Source organism: Mycobacterium sp. TH-M103, assembly GCF_057473785.1.
Genome location: NZ_JBYCLG010000075.1, coordinates 1 through 21,352, shown reverse-complemented (window position 1 = coordinate 21,352; position 21,352 = coordinate 1). Strand labels below are relative to the sequence as shown.

At 66.9% G+C, this 21,352-nt stretch carries 17 protein-coding genes; 10 read left to right on the top strand and 7 right to left on the bottom strand.

Annotated features, from left to right (window positions below; genetic code table 11):
* The coding region (locus tag AC2VOR_RS04495; protein ID WP_486963269.1) for a PPE family protein at positions 1-560 on the bottom strand (560 nt) is incomplete at its 3' end.
* A gap of 1,652 nt (positions 561-2,212) precedes the next feature.
* Between AC2VOR_RS04495 and AC2VOR_RS04490 the strand changes: the two genes are divergently transcribed.
* The gene (locus AC2VOR_RS04490) at positions 2,213-3,628 is read left to right on the top strand and encodes an MFS transporter (RefSeq protein WP_486963268.1); all 1,416 of its coding nucleotides are present in this window, start codon (positions 2,213-2,215) and stop codon (positions 3,626-3,628) included.
* 103 nt (positions 3,629-3,731) lie between these two features.
* On the opposite strand, the gene AC2VOR_RS04485 is transcribed toward AC2VOR_RS04490, so the two are convergent.
* Both AC2VOR_RS04485 and sat read right to left on the bottom strand, forming a co-directional pair.
* The gene (locus AC2VOR_RS04485) at positions 3,732-4,043 is read right to left on the bottom strand and encodes a DUF6955 family protein (protein WP_369737488.1); all 312 of its coding nucleotides are present in this window, start codon (positions 4,041-4,043) and stop codon (positions 3,732-3,734) included.
* The gene (gene sat, locus AC2VOR_RS04480; protein ID WP_369737489.1) at positions 4,040-5,305 is read right to left on the bottom strand and encodes a sulfate adenylyltransferase; all 1,266 of its coding nucleotides are present in this window, start codon (positions 5,303-5,305) and stop codon (positions 4,040-4,042) included. Before sat ends, AC2VOR_RS04485 begins: the two co-directional genes overlap by 4 nt.
* A gap of 1,029 nt (positions 5,306-6,334) precedes the next feature.
* On the opposite strand from sat, the gene AC2VOR_RS04475 reads away from it, so the two are divergent.
* From AC2VOR_RS04475 to AC2VOR_RS04435, 9 genes are all read left to right on the top strand, one after another.
* Positions 6,335-7,783 carry an MFS transporter gene (locus AC2VOR_RS04475; RefSeq protein WP_369737491.1) on the top strand — a complete coding sequence of 483 codons (1,449 nt, stop codon included), beginning with the start codon at positions 6,335-6,337 and terminating at the stop codon, positions 7,781-7,783.
* Complete coding sequence (gene cysQ / locus AC2VOR_RS04470; protein ID WP_486963267.1) at positions 7,780-8,556, top strand: 3'(2'),5'-bisphosphate nucleotidase CysQ; 777 nt, start codon at positions 7,780-7,782, stop codon at positions 8,554-8,556. The genes AC2VOR_RS04475 and cysQ overlap by 4 nt, the downstream gene beginning before the upstream one ends.
* 181 nt (positions 8,557-8,737) lie before the next feature.
* A complete protein-coding gene (gene cysC / locus AC2VOR_RS04465; RefSeq protein WP_369737493.1) occupies positions 8,738-9,430 on the top strand; it encodes an adenylyl-sulfate kinase in 693 nt (230 codons plus the stop codon).
* Between the two features lie 53 nt (positions 9,431-9,483).
* On the top strand, positions 9,484-10,410 hold the full coding sequence (locus AC2VOR_RS04460; protein WP_369737494.1) for a sulfotransferase domain-containing protein: 927 nt from the start codon (positions 9,484-9,486) through the stop codon (positions 10,408-10,410).
* A gap of 96 nt (positions 10,411-10,506) precedes the next feature.
* Positions 10,507-11,736 carry a PPE family protein gene (locus AC2VOR_RS04455; protein ID WP_369741480.1) on the top strand — a complete coding sequence of 410 codons (1,230 nt, stop codon included), beginning with the start codon at positions 10,507-10,509 and terminating at the stop codon, positions 11,734-11,736.
* Between the two features lie 9 nt (positions 11,737-11,745).
* Positions 11,746-13,128, top strand: a complete 1,383-nt coding sequence (locus tag AC2VOR_RS04450) for a PPE family protein (protein WP_486963266.1) — start codon at positions 11,746-11,748, stop codon at positions 13,126-13,128.
* Between the two features lie 398 nt (positions 13,129-13,526).
* A complete protein-coding gene (locus tag AC2VOR_RS04445; RefSeq protein ID WP_486963265.1) occupies positions 13,527-14,462 on the top strand; it encodes a sulfotransferase domain-containing protein in 936 nt (311 codons plus the stop codon).
* A 79-nt stretch (positions 14,463-14,541) separates the two neighbouring features.
* On the top strand, positions 14,542-15,504 hold the full coding sequence (locus AC2VOR_RS04440; protein ID WP_486963264.1) for a hypothetical protein: 963 nt from the start codon (positions 14,542-14,544) through the stop codon (positions 15,502-15,504).
* Positions 15,486-16,847 carry a cation:proton antiporter gene (locus AC2VOR_RS04435; protein WP_369737500.1) on the top strand — a complete coding sequence of 454 codons (1,362 nt, stop codon included), beginning with the start codon at positions 15,486-15,488 and terminating at the stop codon, positions 16,845-16,847. The genes AC2VOR_RS04440 and AC2VOR_RS04435 overlap by 19 nt, the downstream gene beginning before the upstream one ends.
* A gap of 28 nt (positions 16,848-16,875) precedes the next feature.
* Here the strand turns inward: AC2VOR_RS04435 and AC2VOR_RS04430 are convergent, their stop codons facing one another.
* The 4 genes from AC2VOR_RS04430 to AC2VOR_RS04415 form a co-directional block, all read right to left on the bottom strand.
* On the bottom strand, positions 16,876-17,523 hold the full coding sequence (locus tag AC2VOR_RS04430; protein ID WP_369737501.1) for a GAP family protein: 648 nt from the start codon (positions 17,521-17,523) through the stop codon (positions 16,876-16,878).
* Between the two features lie 32 nt (positions 17,524-17,555).
* A complete protein-coding gene (locus AC2VOR_RS04425) occupies positions 17,556-17,912 on the bottom strand; it encodes a hypothetical protein (protein WP_369737502.1) in 357 nt (118 codons plus the stop codon).
* A 262-nt stretch (positions 17,913-18,174) separates the two neighbouring features.
* On the bottom strand, positions 18,175-19,539 hold the full coding sequence (locus tag AC2VOR_RS04420) for a PPE family protein (RefSeq protein ID WP_369737503.1): 1,365 nt from the start codon (positions 19,537-19,539) through the stop codon (positions 18,175-18,177).
* 147 nt (positions 19,540-19,686) lie between these two features.
* Positions 19,687-20,835, bottom strand: coding sequence for a PPE family protein (locus tag AC2VOR_RS04415; protein ID WP_369737504.1), 1,149 nt, complete (start codon positions 20,833-20,835; stop codon positions 19,687-19,689).
* Positions 20,836-21,352 lie beyond the last annotated feature (517 nt).

Genomic DNA, 21,352 nt, shown 5'->3' with positions numbered 1-21,352 from the left:
ACCGCGGCGGCCTGGGCGGGCTGGGCGGCGGCGCTGGTGGTCTGCGGCGGCCGGCCGAACTGCGACAGCGTGGTCGCGGCGGACGAGGACGCCGCGTAGTTGTACATCGCGGCGGCGTCCTGGGCCCACATCTGCTCGTATTGCGCCTCGACGGCCGCGATCTCCGCGGTGTACTGCCCGAAGACGTTGTTGGCGACCAATTCGGCGAACTGTGCACGGTTGGCCGCGACCAGCGGCGGCGGCACCGTCGCCGCGTATGCCGTCTCATAAGCCGCGGCGGCCGCGCGCGCCTGGCCTGCGGCCTCTTCGGCCTTGGCCCCGGCCGTCGCGACCCAGGCCACATAGGGTGCGACCGCGCTGCTCATCTCCTCCGATGCGCCGCCGGACCAGCTCTCGCCCTGCAGCCGCGTGATCACCGAGGAGTAACCCCGCGAAACCGACTCCAGGCCGTTGGCCAGCACGTCCCAGGCCGCGGCGGCGGCCATCATCGGGCCCGAGCCCGAACCCGCATACATGCGCGCCGAATTGATCTCCGGCGGCAGCGCCCCGTAATCCAGCATCAGCGTTCCCCTCCCTCGCCCGGGCGCGCAGCGCCGCGGAGCGTCGAGACCGCGAGGGGCGCGCCGACCGGTGCGGTCAACGACCGTGGCCTCGAGGACGAATATTCAACGGTCATTTGCGCTCCTTCGGGTCGTTGCGGCTGCTGCGCCATTGGGCAGTCGCGCACTCATTGTTCCGAAGGGACCGTTGGCGGTCGACGGTGACGCGCAGTTCTGGCGGGCCCCACCGCCATCGTGCGTTGCCGGGGCGGGGCGATCCCACCGCTGGGCACACCCCTGTCAACGCACCTTGACACTCAAGAGACAGTCAAGCCCAGCGTAGGCCGTTCGACAACGACGAATGACCGATGTACAGCAGATTTCCAGCTAACTTCACCGGCATATTCAGTTAGCGGTGAGGTGGGTGTCCGCCCGGGGTTATCGCAATGGCGGCCGCAATCGACGCGGTTGCGGCCGCCAGGATCAATGGGCGTGATCGCAGCGGCCGCAAGAACTTTGACTGCGCGGCGCGACCATCGTCATGCACGGGACCGCCCCGGCCGGGGCTACCGGAAAGTGCCGGCCCGGCAAGCGACCGGCGCCGGTGTGGCGTTACCTACGTCACTTTTCACAAATTGGCGGTGTGCCGGGGGCTTTGCCACCGGCACGGCCTGATGCGCCGGCCGGCGTCCAGTGCTGGCCGCCATCGCGGGCGGTGCCGAACCCTACGCGCGAGGGATCCGGCAAACCGGGCCGGCGCCGCGGGCCGCGCATTGCGGATCGTAAATCTCAGGGCAGCTAATTTCTGTTCCCCGCGAGGCGGTCACATTTCACCCGATCCGGAGTGAATGGAGGATGGCCGGCAGGTGGAGCGGGCATATTCCGCCGCCCGCCCCGCCCGCAATTCTCGAATTTGCTGGGAAAGTAATACCTCACCTGTCCCCGGTCGGCTTGTGAGCTCATACGCGCATGAACAGCGCTTTGAGGTCGTCGACGGAGCCCGGCCCGGGTAGCTGGACGTCTCTGTGAAGTTAACTGGGGATTTCCTGTTTATCGGTCGGTGCGAGTTGTCGGAGCGCGGGAATTGAGTTCTACTATTGGGTAGTGGAGCATGTCGCCGCTGCGGTTCACCCGAAATGCGCGCCAGAAGGTATCCGAACGGTTTCCGAATGGTGTCCGGCAGGTGTCCCGAACGGGTCGACCCACTGTGGCGCCGGACCCGCCATGATCGCGCGTCAATGTCGACCGCCAACAGGTCCTGTAGCAGCCGGTGCTACGCCGGCGACGGCGGCCAGATGTGACGCGGAGGGCGGCAAGTGGCGGTTCATGTCTCGTCTCGTGTGTCGCCCAGGTCGGCGGGCAAGATCGTCGGCCGCCGCGCCTTGCGCGGCTTCGGGGTGTCGATGCCCGTTGCCGTCGACCGCCGGGTAGGGTCGGGCGCATGTTCCATGGTGTCGTTCAATGTCACTGACCGACAACGGGTTTCGGTCTCGCGGCGCGGTCCGCGCCGAATACGGATCTTCCTCCATGCGGGTGGGCGATAAGGAAACGGCAGAACCGCCAGGCTGTTCGGAGTGCCGGATCCGTAGCGCTGGCGAGTTCACTGTAACCCGGCTCCCCACCGCGCGAAGACTGGCTGATGGTTGCCCGACGTTGTGAAAGGTAAAGACCGCATGGCAAGTACGCGTCGCATCCTGGACTGGGATCCGGAAGACGTCGTGGCATGGGGGGCCGGCAACAGCCGCATAGCCCGTCGCAACCTGATCTGGTCGATCGTGACCGCGCACGTCGCGTTTTCGATCTGGTATCTCTGGTCGGTGATGGTGCTGTTCATGCCATACGGCGTGTACGGCTTCAGCACCGGCGACAAGTTGCTGATCGGCGCCACCGCGTCTCTGGTCGGGGCGGTCGCCCGCATTCCGTATGCGATGGCGGGGGCCAGGTTCGGCGGCCGCAACTGGGCGGTGTTCTCCTCGGCGGTGCTGTTGGTCCCCACCGCCGGCACGCTCGTCCTGCTAGCTCATCCGGGGCTGCCGTTGTGGCCGTATCTGCTGTGCGCGGCGCTGACCGGCCTCGGGGGTGCCAATTACTCGGCGTCGCTCGCCACCGTCGAAACCTTCTACCCGCAGCGGTTGAAGGGCTTCGCACTGGGTCTCACTGGTGGCATCGCCAACCTCGGGTCGGCGGCCATTCAGGCGGTCGGTCTGATCGTGCTGGCCACCGCCGGCCACGAGGCGCCGTACCTGGTCTGCGCGGTATATCTGGCCCTGCTGGCCCTGGGCGGGCTCGGTGCGGCGCTGTTCATGAACAACCTGCACTACCGCATCGATATGAGCCACCTCAAAGACGTCCTCAAGGTGGGCGACTCGTGGGGCATCGCGATGCTCTACCTGTGCTGCTCCGGGTCGTTCCTCGGGTTCGCGTTCGCCTTCGGGCAGGTGCTGCAGCACAACTTCGTGGCCAGCGGCCAAAGCCACGGGGTGGCGTCGCTGCACGCGGCCGAGGTCGCTTTCACCGGTCCGCTGCTGGGCTCGGTGGCCCGCGTGGTCGGAGGCAAGCTGAGCGACCGCTTCGGCGGCGGCCACATGAGCCTGGCCCTACTGTCCTGCATGATCCTGGGCGGTGGCTTTCTGGTCGCCGTCAGCACCCACGACGACCTTACCCGCCACGAGGGCGACCCCGTGACGGGCTTCACGCTGGCGGGCTACATCGTCGGGTTCATCGCGCTGTTCATCTTCTCCGGAGCGGGGAAGGGCGCAGTGTACAAGCTGATCCCGTCCATCTTCGAGGTACGCAGCCGCCAGCTGGACGTCAATGAGGCCGAACGGCGTCACTGGGCACGGGTGCGATCGGGCACGTTGATCGGGTTCGCCGGGGCGTTCGGCGCGCTGGGGGGTGTGGGGATCAACCTGGCGTTGCGGCAGTCCTACGACCGCGCCGGCACCGAGACGCCCGCGTTCTGGATTTTCCTGGGGTGCTACATCGCCGCCGCGGTCCTGGCCTGGGCGCGCTACGTGCGGCCGCAGGATAAGGTGGCGCCGGCGGCTGCGCCGCTGCAGACCACCGCCGAGGTGCCGGTCAACACTTGACTGCTCTCCGATGAACGCCACCGATAACCCAACGGCGGCAAAGCCAAGGGCCGAGGGGACGTAGTCCCGCTCGGCCCTTGGCTTTGCTCAGAGATTCCGGCTTTCACGCCTCCTGCAGGAAGCGATCCGTCACCTCGGGACCCGTCGAATGCATCTGGATGGAGAGCTCCAGCAACTTGTCCTTGGCCTTCTTGGGCAGCAACTCGATGGACTTGGTGGTGGCGGAGTCGTACTTCGCCCCCGCGAACCGCTGCAGGATGACGTCCTTCTGCTCCTCGGTCGTGTGGATGGCGAGCAGCCTCATGCCGGCGAACGCGTCCTCCGCCAGCTGCGCCATTCCCGCCTTCTCCAGCGCTTCGAGCCGCTCCTCGTTGATCCACACGTTGATCTTGATGGTGCCACCATTCGTGCTCATGAGTCGAGTCCCTCCAGTTGATTGAGCGAAAAGACCGGCCGCCGGTTCTTCAGGTACTCCTCGGTGCAAAACGGTGACCCCTCGCCGTACTTGGCGGCGCTGTCCATGACGACCTCGAACACCTCGTGCCGCATTACCCGCTGGGTCGGCTTCACCTCGTCGGTGAGGATACTGCGGATGACGCTGCCGCTGAAGCTCTGCGACGTGGCGTCATGGCCGCACAGCGCCGAGTTGGTGACCTCCTGGCATTGCGGGCAGTACCAGTTCTCCTTGAGGAACACCGGCTTGATGGAGAGCTGGTCGCGGTGCTTGGTCAAGAGGTTCTGCGCGTCGTAGGGCTGGTAGAAGTCCCCGACGCCGGCGTGGTCACGGCCGAACATGTGGTGGGTGCAGCCGAGGTTTGCCCGCAGGATCGCGTGGAAGATCGCCTCCCTGGGGCCGGCGTACCGCATGTCCCATAACGTGAAGGTCACCTTGTGGACGTCGTCGCGGAAGTAGCCGTTGGTGCGCAGGGCGTCCTGAGCCAGCAGGATCGCTTCGTCGATGTAGTCACCGGCCCGCTTCTGCCCGATGATGCAGTTGACCAGCACACCGGTCTTCAGCGTGTCGATGGGGAGGTCCTCGTTCGCGGCGAACCAGGCCTGCTTCATCAGCGCCTCGTGACCGGTGTGGGGCACGTTGCGCGTCTGGTGTGCGACGAGGTTCTGCCAGCCCTTCTGCGTCAACACGTCCCGGTGTTGCTTGGGCGTGAGCCAGAAGCTCTTGAACGGCTCGTTGAAGACCGGCTCGTTGATCAGGGTGATGCCACCGCTGAGGAACCGGTTCTGGTAGGACATGGTCTTCTTCACGCCCGGGTGCCGGGCGTCCGTCGTGCCGTACGTCTTCTCGGCCATGCGCTCGAGGTCGTACTCGTAGATCTCCGCGATCTCGAAGACGGCCATCGGCGCGCCGAGGTACTCGAGTACGACGCTGCTGCCCTCGGTGATGTCGAACTTCTTGATGTCGTCGGTGGACATGTCGAACACGATGGGAATGCTCCACAGCGTCCCGTCTGGAAGCTGCATGTCGTCCAGCGTCCCGTCCACTTCCCGCCGGTTCATGAATCCGGTGAGCGGGGTGAAGAAACCGTAGGAGAGGCTGATCACCTCGTGCGCGGTCGCCTTGGATATGGGAACGCGCGTCAAACCTTCGATCTGCTTGGCTGCGTTCGCGGTCGAGACCCGCTCCACGATCGGTTTACCGTTGTGACCGATATAGTCCATCTTGCTACCACCTCTTTCCGAGACAAAGTTCTGCCACTGTTAATCTTTCAGTTCGGCGGGGTACTTCTTGCGGTTCTCTTTATCGGCGCTGCGCCACCGTCGTCGCTCCTGTGCTGAATCTGTCTCGCTCTCTTCGATGACGGCCATCATCGCCTTGGTGCTGTGCAAGAACCGATGCCGCGCGAGTCGTCGCCAATTTTAGCCAACCCCTCGCCCGCTCTCGCGCCGAGGCGGGAAGGACACCGCCGGGCCGCCGGTCCGGCGCTACGGCCCTCGCGGGAGGCGCAGTGCCGGCCGGCGTGTTGGAGACGCGAATAGCGCTGTCCGGCAACAGATATGGCCGCGGCGTCGCGCGCGCTGGCGGGCGCTGCGGTTACGCCGTCGGGTGCGGGCTCGGAGCGCGGGGCGGGTGGCCATCGCGTCGCGGGAGGGGCTCGCCGAGGAGTCGACGGGGGAGCCGATCTCATGCCACTCGTGGTGCGCGGGGGGCATCCCCCGCCCGCTGCGGCATCCCGGTCACCCCTTAGCTGGACGTCTCGATGAAGTCTGCTGGAAATCTCCTGTGCATCAACCCCGTCGAGTTGTCTGACGCCCACAACTCCGTTTGACTGAGGAACGAAGTAGTCAGCTTGCGGTGTCGAGGTTCGGGAGTCACCCCGGCCTGGTCGCGCAAGACGGCGGTGGGGCTCGCCATAACCGCTCGTCGGATCACGACGGCCAACAGTCCCTGCGTAACCGATCAGTATTCGGCTGACAAGCGATGCAGCCGCGTGTGACGCAGGAGGACTATGAGCGCCGATCCAATATTTCCCACTCACCCTGATCTCCGCCTGAGCGCCACGCGGGACCCTCGGTCCGCAAGGCCGGCCGGCTTCTGCCGTCGCTAGACGGCGAAATGCCAACCACGCGGCGCTAATTCGATCGGCTCACACCGAATCGACCACCGGCGCAACAAATCCCAACCTTACTCCCTACGCGCTAGGGGCGGCTTGGTGGTTGCCGGCATCAACCCTGAAAGGTAAACAGCGCATGGCGCGTTCGCGCATCACCTCTTGGAATCCAGAGGACACGGCTGCCTGGACCGCCGGCAACGACGCCATCGCCCGTCGCAACCTGATCTGGCTTGTCATCAATGCGCATATCGCCTTTTCGGTCTGGTACCTGTGGTCGGTGATGGTGCTGTTCATGCCGCAGTCCATCTACGGGTTCTCGACCGGCGACAAGCTCCTGCTGGACGCCGTCGCATCCCTGGTCGGCGCGCTCGTGCGCATTCCCTACGCGATGGCGGCCAACTGGTTCGGCGGCAGCACCTGGACCACGATCTCGTCGCTGGTGCTGCTGATCCCCACCGCCGGGACGATCGTGCTGCTGGCCCATCCCGGCCTGCCGCTGTGGCCCTACCTGATCTGCGCGGCGCTGACCGGGCTGGGCGGCGGCAACTACTCCGGGTCGCTGGCCAAGGTCGACGGCCTGTTCCCCCAGCGGCTCAAAGGCTTCACGCTGGGGCTGACCGGCGGGCTGGCCAATCTCGGCTCGGCGGCCATCCAGGTGGTGGGGCTGGTCGTTCTGGCGACCGCGGGGCACCAGGCGCCCTACTGGGTGTGTGCGATCTACCTGGTCCTGCTGGCCGTCGGCGGCGTCGGCGCGGCGGTGTTCATGGACGACGTCGTCGCGCACCGTACCGGGCTTTCGCTGGACAACCTGCGGGCCATCGTCGCGGTGCCCGATTCCTGGGCGATCTCCCTGCTGTACATGTGTGCCTCCGGTTCCTTTCTGGGCTTCGCCTTCGCCTTCGGTCAGGTGCTGCAGCACAACTTCTTCGCGGCGGGGGAGAGCCATGCCCAGGCGGCGCTGCACGCGGCCGAGATCGCCTTCATCGGGCCGTTGTTGGGCTCGCTGGCGCGCATCGTCGGCGGGAAGGTGAGCGACCGCTTCGGCGGCGGCCACGTCACCTTCACCGCGTTCCTCGCCGCGATCCTGGCCGGCGGGCTGCTCGTCGCCGTCAGCACGAACGCCGACGGCGCCGAGGACCGCGGGAACACGCTGACCGGGTTGACGATGGCCGGCTACATCGTCGGCTTTATCGCGCTGTTCATCTTCTGCGGTGTCGGCAAGGGTGCCGTGTACAAGCTGATCCCGTCGGTGTTCGAGGAGCGCAGCCGGGCGCTGGGTCTCGACGACAGCCAACGCCACCACTGGGCGCGGGTCAGGTCGGGCGCGTTGATCGGGTTCGCCGGCGCGGCCGGCGCGCTCGGGGGGGTGGGGATCAACCTGGCGCTGCGGCAGTCCTACGACACCGAGGGGACGGAAACCCCGGCGTTCTGCATCTTCCTGGCGTGCTACGTCGGCGCCGCGGCGCTGACTTGGGCGCGCTACGTCCGGTCACCAGCCGAGCGGGCGGCGACGTCGGGGCCCCGGGAACCGGTGACCGCGGAGTCGATCGAGACGGCAATGACCGAAGGGGGAGTGAATCGATGAGCGGGACCGACCTGGGCCGGCACCTCGAACAGGTGAGCGCAATCGCGGTCGAAGCCGGCAAGCTCACGCTCAAGTACCGGCGGGATCCGCGGGTGGCGGAGAAGGGCGATCACGGCGACGACACCTCGCCGGTCACCGACGCCGACCTGGCGGCCAACCACTACATCACCGATCATCTCGCGGCCCTGGATCCGCGGACCCCGATCATCTCGGAGGAATCGAAATCGGCCGACTACGCGACCAGGAAGGACTGGCGGCGTTTTTGGCTGGTGGATCCGCTGGACGGGACCAAGGAATTCCTGAAGGGCAGCGACGAATTCACCGTGAACATCGCGCTGATCGACAATTTGGAACCGGTGCTCGGCGTGATCTACGTTCCGGCGCAGGAGCTGCTCTATTACGCGGAAAAGGACGCGGGAAGCTGGCGGCGGAGGGGCGACGGGCACCCGGTGCGCATTTTCTCGTCGGTGCCGGACCTGAGCAAGGGACTCACCGTCGTCGAGAGCAAGTCGCACCCCTCGCCGGAATTGGAAGAGTACCTCAAGGACCTTCCGGTCAAGGAGCGGGTGAGTGCGGGCAGTTCGCTCAAGTTCTGCCTGGTAGCGGAGGGTCTCGCGGACATCTACCCGCGGATGAACCCGACCATGGAATGGGACGTCGCGGCGGGTGACTGCATCTACCGCAATTCGGCACGGCTGGGGCAGCGGACGTCGTCGTTGACGTATAACAAGCCGACTTTGAAAAATGGCAGCTTCGTCATGGGTTTCAGGTGAGTCAGCGGTAGGAAGCTTCGTCAAGCGAACCATTACGTATTTACGCGATAACAATAAAAATCAGGCTGATTAAAATGAGCGCAGAAAGGCGGGCGATGGTACCACCGCGGCAACCAGTCAAATGTCTGCGTAGTGAAACTCTCGATCGCACTGTCGATATGACCGGGAAAGGGGCTTTGCAGTGAGGACTGACATCACGTGGCACGACCACAGCGTGACTCGACTCGAGCGGGAAAGGCTCAACGGGCACCGGGGTTGCGTCATCTGGTTCACCGGGCTGAGTGCCAGTGGAAAGAGCACGATAGCCAACCTCGTCGACGTCAAACTCTACGATCGGGGCCTGCGCAGCTACCTGCTCGACGGCGACAACGTCCGGTACGGGCTCAACGCCAATCCCGACATCATCGAAGAGCACCACGGCAAGGAATTCGCCGAGCGGTTCGGCCTGGGCTTCTCCGCCGAGGACCGCGAGGAGAACATCCGGCGCATCGGGTCGGTGGCGAAACTGTTCTGCGAGGCCGGCGTCGTGGCGCTGACGGCCTTCATCAGCCCGTACCGCCGTGACCGGGACAGGGTGCGCGCCACCCTCAACGAGGACGATTTCGTCGAGATCTTCGTGGACACTCCCATCGAGATCTGCGAGCAGCGCGATCCCAAGGGCCTCTACAAGAAGGTCCGGGCCGGCAAGATCAAGGGGTTCACCGGGATCGACGACCCGTACGAGGCCCCGTCCAAGCCGGAGTTACGGCTCGAAGGCGGATCCAAGGATGCCGACACCCTGGCCGAGGAAGTGATCTCCCACCTGGAGAAGGTGGGCATCATTCCGGCGCTCGCGCGAAGCGGAGGACCGCTGGGAGGGAGCGCCGAGGCCTAGAGAGTCCTTGCCCGTAGATCCGAACGACGAAACTTCAAGAAAGGCAATCTCATATGACGAACCAACTGTTGGCGCCCACCCGGGTCGTGAGGGACTACCTGTCCAATTCCCTGGTGTGGGAAGACTTCTTGGCCCAGGGCGGCTTTGTCGGCGGGGACATCGTCGTCGCCGACCCGTTCAAGGCCGGCACCACCTGGACCCAGCGGATCCTGCAGCAGATCCTGAGCAACGGCGAAGAGCACGACGCCGGCCTCTCGGACACCTCGCCGTGGCTGGACTCCAGTTGGGGCGATCACGCCGAAATGCTCGCCACGCTCAAGGGGCAGCGCGAGGCCGGCACGCGGCGGGTCATGAAGTCGCACCTGCCCGCGGACGCCCTGCCGATCGCGCCCGAGGCCCGCTACGTGTTCGTCGGCCGCAACGGCAAAGACCTGGGAATCAGCTTCCACAACTACCTCCACAACTTCTCCGAGTCGACCATGGCGGAGATCAACCGGATTCACGCCGAGTGGTCCGATGACTCCACTCCGCTGGTGATTCCCGAGGACATGCGGGAGTTCTTCGACCTGTGGCTGGACACCGACGGGTACCAGTGCTGCGACCTGCTCGACATCATGGCGTCGTGGTGGAAGCTCAAGGACGAGCCCAACATCCTGCTGGTGCACTACAAGAACCTGAAACAAGATCTGCCGGGCCAGGTTTCGCGGATCGCGAAGTTCTTGTCCATCGAGCCCGAGTCGTTGCGCATGGATGCCATCCTCGAGCACTGTTCGTTCGAGTACATGAGCGGGCGGGCGGAGAAGATGGCGCCCTTCGGCGGTGAGCACATGTCCAGCGCCAAGGCCTTCTTCCACAAGGGGCCCAAGCGCGACTTCCGCACCGAGCTGACCGATGAGCAGATCGAGCGATTCGACCGCAAAGCCCTCGACAAGTTGGGTGCGGAGTGCGCACAGTGGTTGGAGACGGGCGAAAGTCGCTAGGATCGCAAGTCGCGCGGAGTCGTTGACGCGGACCCGGACGGCTGGACTGCCGTCCGGGCTTCAGCACGACGACGCGAACGGGGGATTGGTTCGGTGATCGATTTCGGTGCACTGCCGCCGGAGATCAACTCCGGGCGGATGTATACGGGCCCAGGGTCGGGACCGATGGTGGCCGCCGCGGAGGCCTGGGACGGTTTGGCCGCTGAGTTGCATTCCGCCGCAGCGCATTACTCCTCGGCGCTTTCCGGGCTCACGGCGAAGTGGCAGGGCCCCTCGTCGCTGACGATGGCTGCCGCCGCCGCGCCGTACGTGGCCTGGCTGACCGGTACGGCCGTGCAGGCCGAACAGGCCGCCAGCCAGGCCAGGGCGGCCGCGGCCGCCTACGAGGCCGCGTTCGCGGCGACGGTTCCCCCCGCGGCGGTCACGGCCAATCGCGCGCAGCTGCTGGCACTGATCGCGACGAATTTCTTCGGCCAGAACACCCCGGCGATCATGGAGACCCAGGCCCAGTACCTCGAGATGTGGGCCCAGGACGCGGCGGCGATGTACGGCTACGCCGGCTCCTCGGCGTCCGCCGCGACCCTGCCGCCGTTCGGGCCCCCGCCGCGGACCACCGAACCGGCCGGCGCCGCCGGACAGGCCGCCGCCGTCGCCCAGGCCACCGGCACCCAGGCCGGGGCCCGGGCGCTGCCACCGCTGATGTCGGCGGTGCCGTCCTCGTTGCACGGCCTCGCGGGATCCGCCGCCGCGGCACCCGCGACCACCTCCCCCTCGGCGTCGGCGCCGCAATCGCTGGCATCGGCGCTGAATTCGCTCGTGGCCTTCGGGAACGGGCCGTTGTCGCCGCTGTCGTATTTCAGCGCGGTGGGCGCGCCGCAACTCCTCGGCGCACAGAGCTACCTGCTGCCCCAGGCGGGGGCGAACCTGTCCGACGCCATGGCCAAGCTGGGGACGGCGCCGGCAATCGCCGCCGCGTCGGGGCCGGTTTCGCCGACCGGCGCGCTGGGTTCGGCGGTGACGGCGGGTGTGAACCGGGCCGGCTTCGTCGGGGGCCTGTCGGTGCCGCAGGGCTGGGCGATGGCGGCCCCGGCGGTCAAGCCGGTGGCCGCGGTGTTCGCGGACCCCGGCCCCGCCGGCGCTGCGGCCGCCGCCGCAACGCAGGGCGAAGGAAACCTGTTCGGCAACGTGGCGCTGTCGAGCCTGGCCGGCAGGGCGATCGCGGACACCGGCGGCACCGCCGCGCGATCGGCCGGGGCCGGCGCGAGCGGCGAGGCCGCCGGACCGGTCAACATCTTCATCATTCCCGCTCTTCCCCCAGAAGCCTGAGGTCCGCCAATGCTTTTCGGATTATTGCCACCGGAGGTCAACTCCGGACGCATGTATGCCGGCCCGGGATCCGCGCCGATGTTGGCGGCCGCGGAGGCGTGGGACACGCTGGCGGCGCAACTGCACGGCACGGCCGCGTCCTACTCCTCGGTGATCGCGGGCCTGACGACGGCATGGCGGGGCCCGTCGTCGGTGTCGATGGCGAGCGCGGCCGCGCCGTATCTGGACTGGCTGAACGCCACGGCCACCCAGGCCGAGCAGGCCGCCGCGCAGGCCCGTGGTGCCGCGGCCGCCTACGAAGCGGCGTTCGCGGCGACGGTGCCGCCGGCGGTGGTCGCGGCCAACCGCAGCGAACTGGCGTTCCTGGTGGCGACGAACATCTTCGGGCAGAACACCGCCGCGATCGCGGCCAACGAGGCCCAGTACAGCCGGATGTGGGCGCAGGACGCCTCGGCGATGTCCACCTACGCCACCCAGTCGGCGGCCGCGTCGGCGGTCACCCCGTTCACACCACCGCCGGCGACCACCGCCACGGCCGGAGCGCTCGGCCCGGTGTCGAACGTCATCGCAAGCGCGCAAACGGAGTTGGCCGCCGCATTCGGCGCGGTGCCCGCCGCGTTGCAGAGTCTTGGCACCGTGCTGACCGGGCCGAACCCGGCCGCCGGACTGGTGAGCGCCCTGCAGGACTTCGCCGGGATGCAGACGCTGAGCTCGCTCAGCGCGGACTTCGAGGGCATCGGCAAGCTGGTCCTGCCGGTCAACGTCGTCATGATCAACACCATCTTCGGCCTGGTAGCCGGGGCGAGGTACGTCCTCGGATTGGAGCCCGCGGCCGGCATCGGGGTGACCGGCGGCGCAGAGTGGGCGTTGGAAGCCGGCCTGGGTTCGGCGTCGCCGCTGGCGAATCTTGCCGGCGCGGGCAGCGTTTCGGCGGCTGTCGGTCACGCCGGCCTGGTCGGCGGCGTGTCCGTGCCGCCCAGCTGGGCCACGGCCACCCCGGCGATCCGGACGGTGGCGGCGGTATTGTCCGGCGCGGGGGCGGACGCGGTACCGGCGGCTGCGGTCAGCGAGGGTACGTGGCTGAGCGGAATGGCGTTGGCGGGCATGGCCGGAAGCGCGCTGGGCGCCGCCGTGCCCGGAGCCCTCGGCGGCGCGGGCGTCCGACTGCGCTCCACCTCGCTCAAGGACGGCGCGTCCAAAGACGGTGAGACGCCGGCGAATCTGCAGCGGCTCGTGGCCGAAATGGCCGACAAGCCCGACGACGTCCAGCATTGGTACACCGAATCGGCGGACCTGGAAAGCCTCGTCGCCAAGCTGAGGAAGAAGCCGGGCATTCACGCGGTGCACTTGACCGACGGCGGTATGAACGTGAGATTACCGCGGCCTGAATAGAAGTCGGTGCCGCGGCGAAGCCCAGCTCATCGCCGGACCACGACGCAAGGAACAGGAAACACCCAACCGGGACACAGCTAACCGTCAGCTTGGGCGGCAAGGGTACCTTAAGAATCGGGATGAATAAAACGGGCCCAGAGAGGCGGTCGGTGACATCGCAACGATAACCGGCGCCGGCACCTGCGTCCTGACTCCCGCCAAATCCCCAGTTCGGTGCGGGATTTTTCGTCGACCGAACCTCGTTAGCCGACTGGTACGGCAAATGTCAATTTCCGCTCGAATTTTTTCCGATCGTTCCCGCTTTTCGGCGCAGGGGCGCTCCGACCACCTCCGCGCGCCCTGTCAGCGGGCTTAGAAATCGCTGACATCCGACCCACCCGCAGAAAGGCAGGATCGCCGTGCCGAGCCAACTCATCGCACCGACCCGGGTGCTGAGGGACTACCTGTCCAATTCCTCGGTGTGGGAGGACTTTTTGGTCCAGGGCGGCTTTGTCGGCGGGGACATCGTCGTCGCCGACCCGTTCAAGGCCGGCACCACCTGGACTCAACGAATCGTTCAGCAGATCCTGCACAACGGCGAGGAGGGGGACGCCGGCCTCTCGAATACCTCGCCGTGGCTGGACTCCAGTTGGGGCGAGCACGCCGAAATGCTCGCCACGCTCAAGGGGCAGCGCGAGGCGGGCACGCGGCGGGTCATGAAGTCGCACCTGCCCGCGGACGCCCTGCCGATCGCGCCCGTGGCCCGCTACGTGTTCGTCGGCCGCAACGGCAAAGACCTGGGAATCAGCTTCCACAACTACCTCCACAACTTCTCCCCGGCGACCATGGCGGAGATCAACCGGATTCACGCGGCGTGGTCCGGCGACTCCGCTCCGCTGGTCATCCCCGAGGACATGTCGACCTTCTTCGATCTGTGGCTCGAGACGAATGGATACGGCTGCTGCGACCTGATCGACGTCATGGCTTCCTGGTGGAGGCTCAAGGATGAGCCGAATATCCTGCTCCTGCACTACCGGCAGCTGAAAGACGACCTGCCGGGCCAGATAGCCCAGCTCGCGGAGTTCTTCTCCATCGATCCGGGGTCGCTGCGGATGGACGCCATCGTCGAACATTGCTCGTTCGACTACATGAGTGCCCGCGCGGAGAAAATGGCGCCATTCGGCGGCGCGCACATGTCCAGCCCCCAGGCGTTCTTCCACAAAGGGCTCAAACGTGACCACCGCACCGAGCTGAGCCCCCAGCAGGTCGAGCGTTTCGACCGGGTCGCGCTGAACAAGCTGGGGGCCGAGTGCGCGCACTGGCTGGAGACCGGTGAAACCCCAACAGCGGGTTAGCTTTCACCGCCACCACGTGGAGGTTAGCGGGACCTCGCCGAACGACGGGGTCCCGCGCACGCGCGTGGGTTCCGCGGCCATGGCTCAGCGCGTGCTGACGCCGCGCCACCGCCTCCTCATGGAGGCCGTGGCCGTGGTCTACATCGTGGTGGCAGCGCAGTGCGACGGCCACCACTACCTGTTCTTCCCGGGCCTCGCGGCCCTGGCCTACGACGTGCTGACCCGGCCCTGGGGTAAATGGGCGAGCCAGCCGGCGCGGCTTGTGCTGACACCGTCGCTGGCGGCGGTGGCCGGAGTGTGGACCACCCGGCAGTTCCCGTACCACGCTCTGAGCGTCTTGGGCCTTGTCACCGTGTGCCTGCTGGTTGTCGCCGCGCTCAAATCGAACATCGCCCCCGCCATCGCGGCGGGCGTGCTGCCCCTGGTCCTGGGGATCCAGAGCTGGGTTTATCCCGCCTCGATAGCGGCCAGTCTCGTTGTCCTGCTTTGCATCCTGATGCCGTGGCAACGGTATTGCCGGCGCAGATACCAGTCGGCCGGCGGGGCCGCGGCCACGAATCTCGACGACATCCTCGAAACGTCACCGGTCGGGCGCGGCTGGATCGTGCCCTTCTACGCGTTCGTGACGACGATGGCGTTCTGCGCCGCGGGTTCGGGCCTGCGGCTGTTGCTGTTCCCGCCGCTGATCGTCATCGCCTACGCGATGTTCGCGCATCCCGGTACCTGCCCCTGGGCCGGAAAGCCGATCGCGCTTCTGGCTGCATGCTCGTTGATATCGACCGCGGGCTGGATCGTCGTCAGCCTTTGGGGCAAGGGCGGTTTCGCGGCCGGATGCGCGATGGTGTTCGGCATCATCGCGCTTCGCGCCCTGAAATTCCACATGCCACCAGCGTTGGCGATCGGATTGCTTCCGCTGGTCATCGGTTCTCTCAGTATCGAATTTCCCGTCTCCGTCACCGTCGGGGCGGCAGCCCTGACGCTCGCCTACCTGCCCTACCGGCGGCTGAATATGAGGAGTGCATCGTGTCAAACGCCCAACTGACCCACGTCATCATCGTCCTGCTCTTACTAGTGGGGCTCGCCCAGTTGCTGGGGTACGTGTTCGTCAAGCTTCGCCAGCCCAAGGTGGTGGGCGAAATTCTCGCCGGCATCGTGCTGGGCCCGGCGGTGCTCGGGCAGATCCCGTTCATGGCCCACCTCGTCGGCAGCGCCACGCATCAGGGCAACATCCTGACGTTCGTCTACTGGCTCGGCCTGCTGCTGCTGATGTTCGTGTCCGGGGCCGAGATGCAGCAACTGTTCGGTCGCGGGGAGCGGCGCACCGTGAGCTGGCTCGTCATCGTGGGCACCGGCATCCCGTTCCTGCTGGGTCTTGGTTTCGGACCGCATCTCATCCGGCCCAGCCTGGCCGGACCGCACGGAAACCGGTTGTCGCTCATCATCATTCTGGCCGTCGGGGTCGCGGTCACGTCGGTGCCGGTGGTGTCGAAGATCTTCGCCGACCTCAACATCATGGACACCCGGTTCGCGCGGCTCATCCTCGGCGTCGCCGTGATCGAGGACATCGTGTTGTGGCTCGCCCTGGCCATCGCGACCGCGGTCGCGGCCAAGGCCGCGCTGGAGCCCGAAGAGATGGCCGTGCACCTGGCGATCACCGTGGCCTACTTCGTCGTCGGGCTCACGCTGGCGCCGCGCCTGATACGGCGCGTCAACACCGCCAGCTGGAACGTCCTGGCGCAGCACTCGCCGACCGGCTACGCCATCGCGATTCTGCTGACCTACTGCGCCATCGCCGGTGCGCTCGACGTCAACCTCGTCTTCGCCGCGTTCCTGGCGGGGTTCGCCGTCGTGCACAAGGAGCGCAGGATCTTCGACGACTCGATGGAGGCGATCAGCAAGGTCTCCTTCGCCTTCTTCATCCCGGTGTACTTCGCGATCGTCGGCCTCAAGCTGGACCTCATCCGAGGCGTCTCCCTGCCGATGATGGCGATCTTCATCCTCGGCACCTGCGCGGTGAAGCTGATGTCCGTCGCGCTCGCCGGCCGGTTCGCCGGCTTCCGCGGACTCGACCTGATCAACCTCGCGATCACCACCAACGCCCGCGGCGGCCCCGGCATCGTGCTGGCCAGCGTCGCCTTCGACGCCGGCATCATCAGCCCGACGTTCTACACCACGCTGGTGGTCGCGGCCGTGCTCACCTCGCAGCTGGCCGGCGCGTGGCTGGACTACGTGCTGCGCAAGGGCTGGCCGTTGCTCAAGTCCGACCTGGACGAGACGGTGTCCGGAGACGGCATGGCGGCAGCGGAACCCGTCGGCGCGCCTCATGACTCCGAGGCCGCGCCGGCCGTCGGCCGGGCGGCCGCGGATCAGCCCACCCAGGCCTAGCTCCCGGTCGGGCAGCGCGCGCCGACGCTCAATGACCGGTCAGGCCGGCCAGCAGTAGGACAACGCCGACGACGGTGAGCAGGGCGGCCACCTCGACGCGGCGCCGAGCGCGGATCCAGTTGTGCAGCGCCGCCACGGATGTGCGCGTCGCCCGCGGCGCCAGCAGGTAGGCCAGCAGTGGGATCTCCACGAAGGCGAAGGCCACGACGTTGAACAACAACAGCGCGCCGACCTGCGTCGCGGCGGCCGCGCCCGAGGCCAGGATGACGGCCAGCGCGGCCAGATAGTCCACCGACGGCAGGGCGATGCCCAGGCCGGCCACCCCGGCGACCCACAGCGAGCGACCGTGCAGCAGCCGGCTTGTCCGCGCGGGCAGCCTCACCGAACCGGATCGCCCGGTGGCGACCCGGACGGCCAGGACGGCGGCGACGAGCAGCGCGAGCAGCCCGATCAAGATCTGGACCCTGGGCAGGGTGAAATAGGTGGAGCGCACCAGAATGCGCCGAAACACGAACAAAACGGCCAGGCCCACCGTCATTCCCATCGCGAAACCGCCGGACAGGAAGGCGAGCAGTTGCAGCAGCGGCCGCGGCCGGTTCAGCATCAGCACCGTCATCCCGATACGGAACGGTTCGAGGCTCACGGCGACGGCCATCACCAGGATGGTGATCAACATGGCGGGATGTGATTGCGGACGGGCGTGTCCGCTCAGACGTGCAAGCGGGCGAGCCGCCTGATCTCGCCGCTCGTCGGCGCCGGAAGCGATCCGGGCGACGTGACGACGACGCCGCCCGCGTTGCGAGCGTGTGACGGCGATGTCACGTCGCGGATATCGGCGGCGCCGACGGTGAACGTGTGCACTGTGTCCCCGCGCCTGCCCTCCTGCTCGGCGTGGCTATCGTCGCCGGTTTGCGCGGCAAATTCGACGGGGATGGCGGATTCGACGGTCCGGCGTGGGATCGAGCCGACAGCTACCTCATTCCGGTGCGTATCGCGAAATACCACGGTGTCTGGCCGCATTCTGGCGCGTTCGCTCAACAGGGAGACAATGGACGAGCGCTGCATGACGTCAGGTTACCGGTCCACGCCCAGCCATATTCGGCCATGCCTGGCATCGGAGCGCGGGTGGCTGCGGTGGCCTGTTCCCCGCTGCTGCCCGGCCGAACGCCACGCGCCAGAGGTTACAAGGGCCGGGTCATGACAGGCATCTGCGGCGACCGCAGTTTGACCGCCAGTTTCGGGATTTCGGGCACGCCGGCTGCAGCTCAAGCCCCGCCAGGCCGCGTGCCGTCCATCCTGCCAGCCCTGTGGGTATTCTTGATCGCCGCTAGCCCCAAGCGAATTCGTTGGCGGCCAATTCCTCCTGCCAATGCGGCGGAAGAGGTAGCGACGTCGATGCCGGCTCCACCCGTCGGCGGTTGTGGTACGCCAACGTCGACGCCAGCCAGCCACTGGGCATGAGCAGGGCGGCGGCCGTCCGCTCCCCGTCCTTCTCCTTGTCGTCTTTGCCCCGGCGGTTCTTGCCGCTGCGACCGTCGCCATGGGTGTCGGCCACCGCGTTCGCCGCGCCTCCCCCGGACATCGTGCCCACCATCGCCTCTTGCATCGCCACCCCCGGCGGCAGGCTGGCGGCTATCGCCGGGGCCGCGTTGGCATTGGTGGCCGCCAGCGACAGTGCGATCGGATGGGTCTCGGCAGCGGCCGTGGCCCAACTCGCCGGCACCGACAACGCGCCGATCCCATACCCCTGCGCCATGCCCGCGGCCGGCAAACCGGCAACATTCGGCCCCAGCAACGCGGTTTTACCCAGATCGCCGAGATAGCCACCGACACCGGACAAGTTGTTGAAACCGCCGAGCCCCTCGAACCAGGTGTATCCGGCGATCCCACCGCGCACGAGGCCCTCACGCCAATAACCAAAGCCGTTGGCACCAATGGTGTAGAAGGCCGTGAAGTAGCCAAGCGGGACGTTTGTAGTGTCTCCCACCGCCTGATTGACCCAGCCCAGGCCCTGCACGGTAAGGGCGCCGGCATTGGAGTCCAGGAACGCCAGCAGTCCCGACGGGCTTAAGGCGTTGGCGGCGTTGGCCCCCAGAGTCTGGGCGTTGCTCCCGACGGTGGCGGCAGCCTGGGCGACCGTACTGGTCAGGGTGTCCAGCCCGGCCGCATTGGTGGTCAACGGCGGTTCGCGGAAGGGTGTGAGCACGCTCGCCGACAACGAGGCACCCGCGTAGGTGTACATCGCGGCGGCGTCCTGCGCCCACATCTCGGCGTAGTGCGCTTCGGTTGCCATGATCGCCGGGGTGTTCTGCCCGAAGAAGTTCGTGGCGACCAACGCGGCCAACGTCGCCCGGTTGGCGGCGATCACCGCCGGCGGCACGGTGGCGGCAAACGCCACCTCGTAGGCCGCCGCAGCCGCCTTGGCTTGCATGGCAGTCCGCTCGGCTTGCGCGGAGCTGGTCTGCAACCATTCCACATAGGGAGCGGCCGCGCTCGCCATAGTCGTCGAGGACGGGCCGGCCCATTCGATCCCGGTGAGTTCGGAGATCACCGAGGCGTAACCGGTTGCGGTCAAATCCAGTTCGTCGGCCAGCGCGTCCCACGAGGCCGCGGCTGCCAGCAGCGGCGCTGACCCGGGGCCGGTGTACATCAGCCCCGAATTGATCTCCGGTGGAAGTGATCCGAAGTCCATCGGTGTTGCCCACTTTCTTGTTAGCAAAGCTCAGTAGTAGATACGCGCAAGCCCTTGACGAGTCCTGGGGTCCGTTGGGCGTGGAAACCATCTTTCGAGCGGGCAGGCGGAATTCGCCGCCAGATCGCGTCCTCCGATGGGGATGGTTCAGCCGCCCGCGGGTGAGCGAGATACGATACTGTCCCGGCGGGTGGCGGCGCGCGCCGTCGCCCCACCTAGACCACGGCCGGCCAGGGTGCCCAGCATGGTCTCGCCGAACGCCCCACCCGGGAAGCCACCGGCGGCGACCGGGATGCCGGTTGCGCTGCTGACCGGCAAGGTGAACGACACCGGCGTGATGGCAGCGGCGGGCGTTGCCCAACCCGTCGGCACCGACAACGCGCCAATCTTGAGTGCTTGGCCCGCGCTTGCGGCCGCACCGGCTGTCGCCGCGGCGCGCGCCGCCCCGCCGCCGAAGTTCAACGCCGCCGGACCCACGAATGCCGGGTTGAGTGTTTCGGCGAGGCCGCCGGGGTTCTCGGCCGTCCAGGTCAACAAACCGATACCGTTGTTGGCGTTACTAAGGGCGTTTGCCATATCGGCCCAGGAGGCGGTGCCGTTGCCGAACGCCTGGCCCCCGTACCCGGTCATCTGGCCGAGTAAGCCGTCGGCGTTGATGAGATCGCCGTTCCCGAGTAACTGTGTCAGCCACGACGGCAGGCTGGATCCGGTGCTGCTGCCGGTGACTTGGGCGACCGAGGCGGATTGGGCCGCCTGCCCGGCGGGGTTGGTGTTCTGTGCCGGTTGGCTGAACGGGGTGAGTCCCGACGCGGCCGACGACGAACGTGCGTAGCTGTGCATCGCGGTGGCATCCTGGGCCCACATCTGTGCGTATTGACGTTCGGTCTCCCCGATCGCCGCGCTGTACTGCCCGAAGTAATTGTTCGCGACGAGCGCGGCCAGCAAGGCACGGTTGGATGCGATCACCGGCGGTGGAACGTGAGCCGCCAGTGCGGCCGCGTGGGCGCTCGCGGCAGCTTTGGCCTGGCCGGCTGTTTGTTCGGCCAGGCCGGCGGTGTTATGCAGCCACGTCACATACGACTGGGCGGCGGTCGCCATCGCCGTCGCCGACGGGCCGGCCCACTGTGCGACGGTCAAGCCTGAAATTACCGAACGATATTGGGCCGCCGTTGAATGCAACTCGGTAGCCAGCGCATCCCAGGCCGCTGCGGCGGTGACGAGCGAGCCCGATCCGGGACCGGCATACATGCGCCCTGAGTTGATTTCGGGTGGCAACAAGCTGTAGTCCACAACCATTTATCTCCCCATTTTCCTGACTCGTGGATGGATCTGCGGGTGTTGCTGGCAACGCTCGCCGCTTGCCAACGGCATGATTCGGGCGGGCGAAGCGATGGCGTTGCCGCGCTTTCGGTCACCGCTTTGTCGTCGCGGCCGACGTGTCGTCGGGACGCCGCGGTGTAGTTCATCGAAAAGCGTTAGGGACAAACAATTCTGGCTCGGCGATGCTGATGTGCGATGCGCGGTGCCGCTGGCCATCGTTTCCTGAGCTGCCGCTGGTCGACGGGTCGTGGGGGCCTCGTAAGCCGTAGATCGCGGCAGGCAGTCAGCCATCATGGGCCTGAGCACTCCTTCGTGCGGACCAGTCGTCAACCATGGGAATGACAATCTCTTCCGGTGAACTGACGGGGCGCACAGATGCGCTAAACGATGACTTGCGGATGAACTATTGGTTACCGACGACCACGCGGGACGGCCGCGAATCGGTTCGGCAAACGCCGCTGACGCACTGGGCGCGAGGTAGTCCCATTTTCTG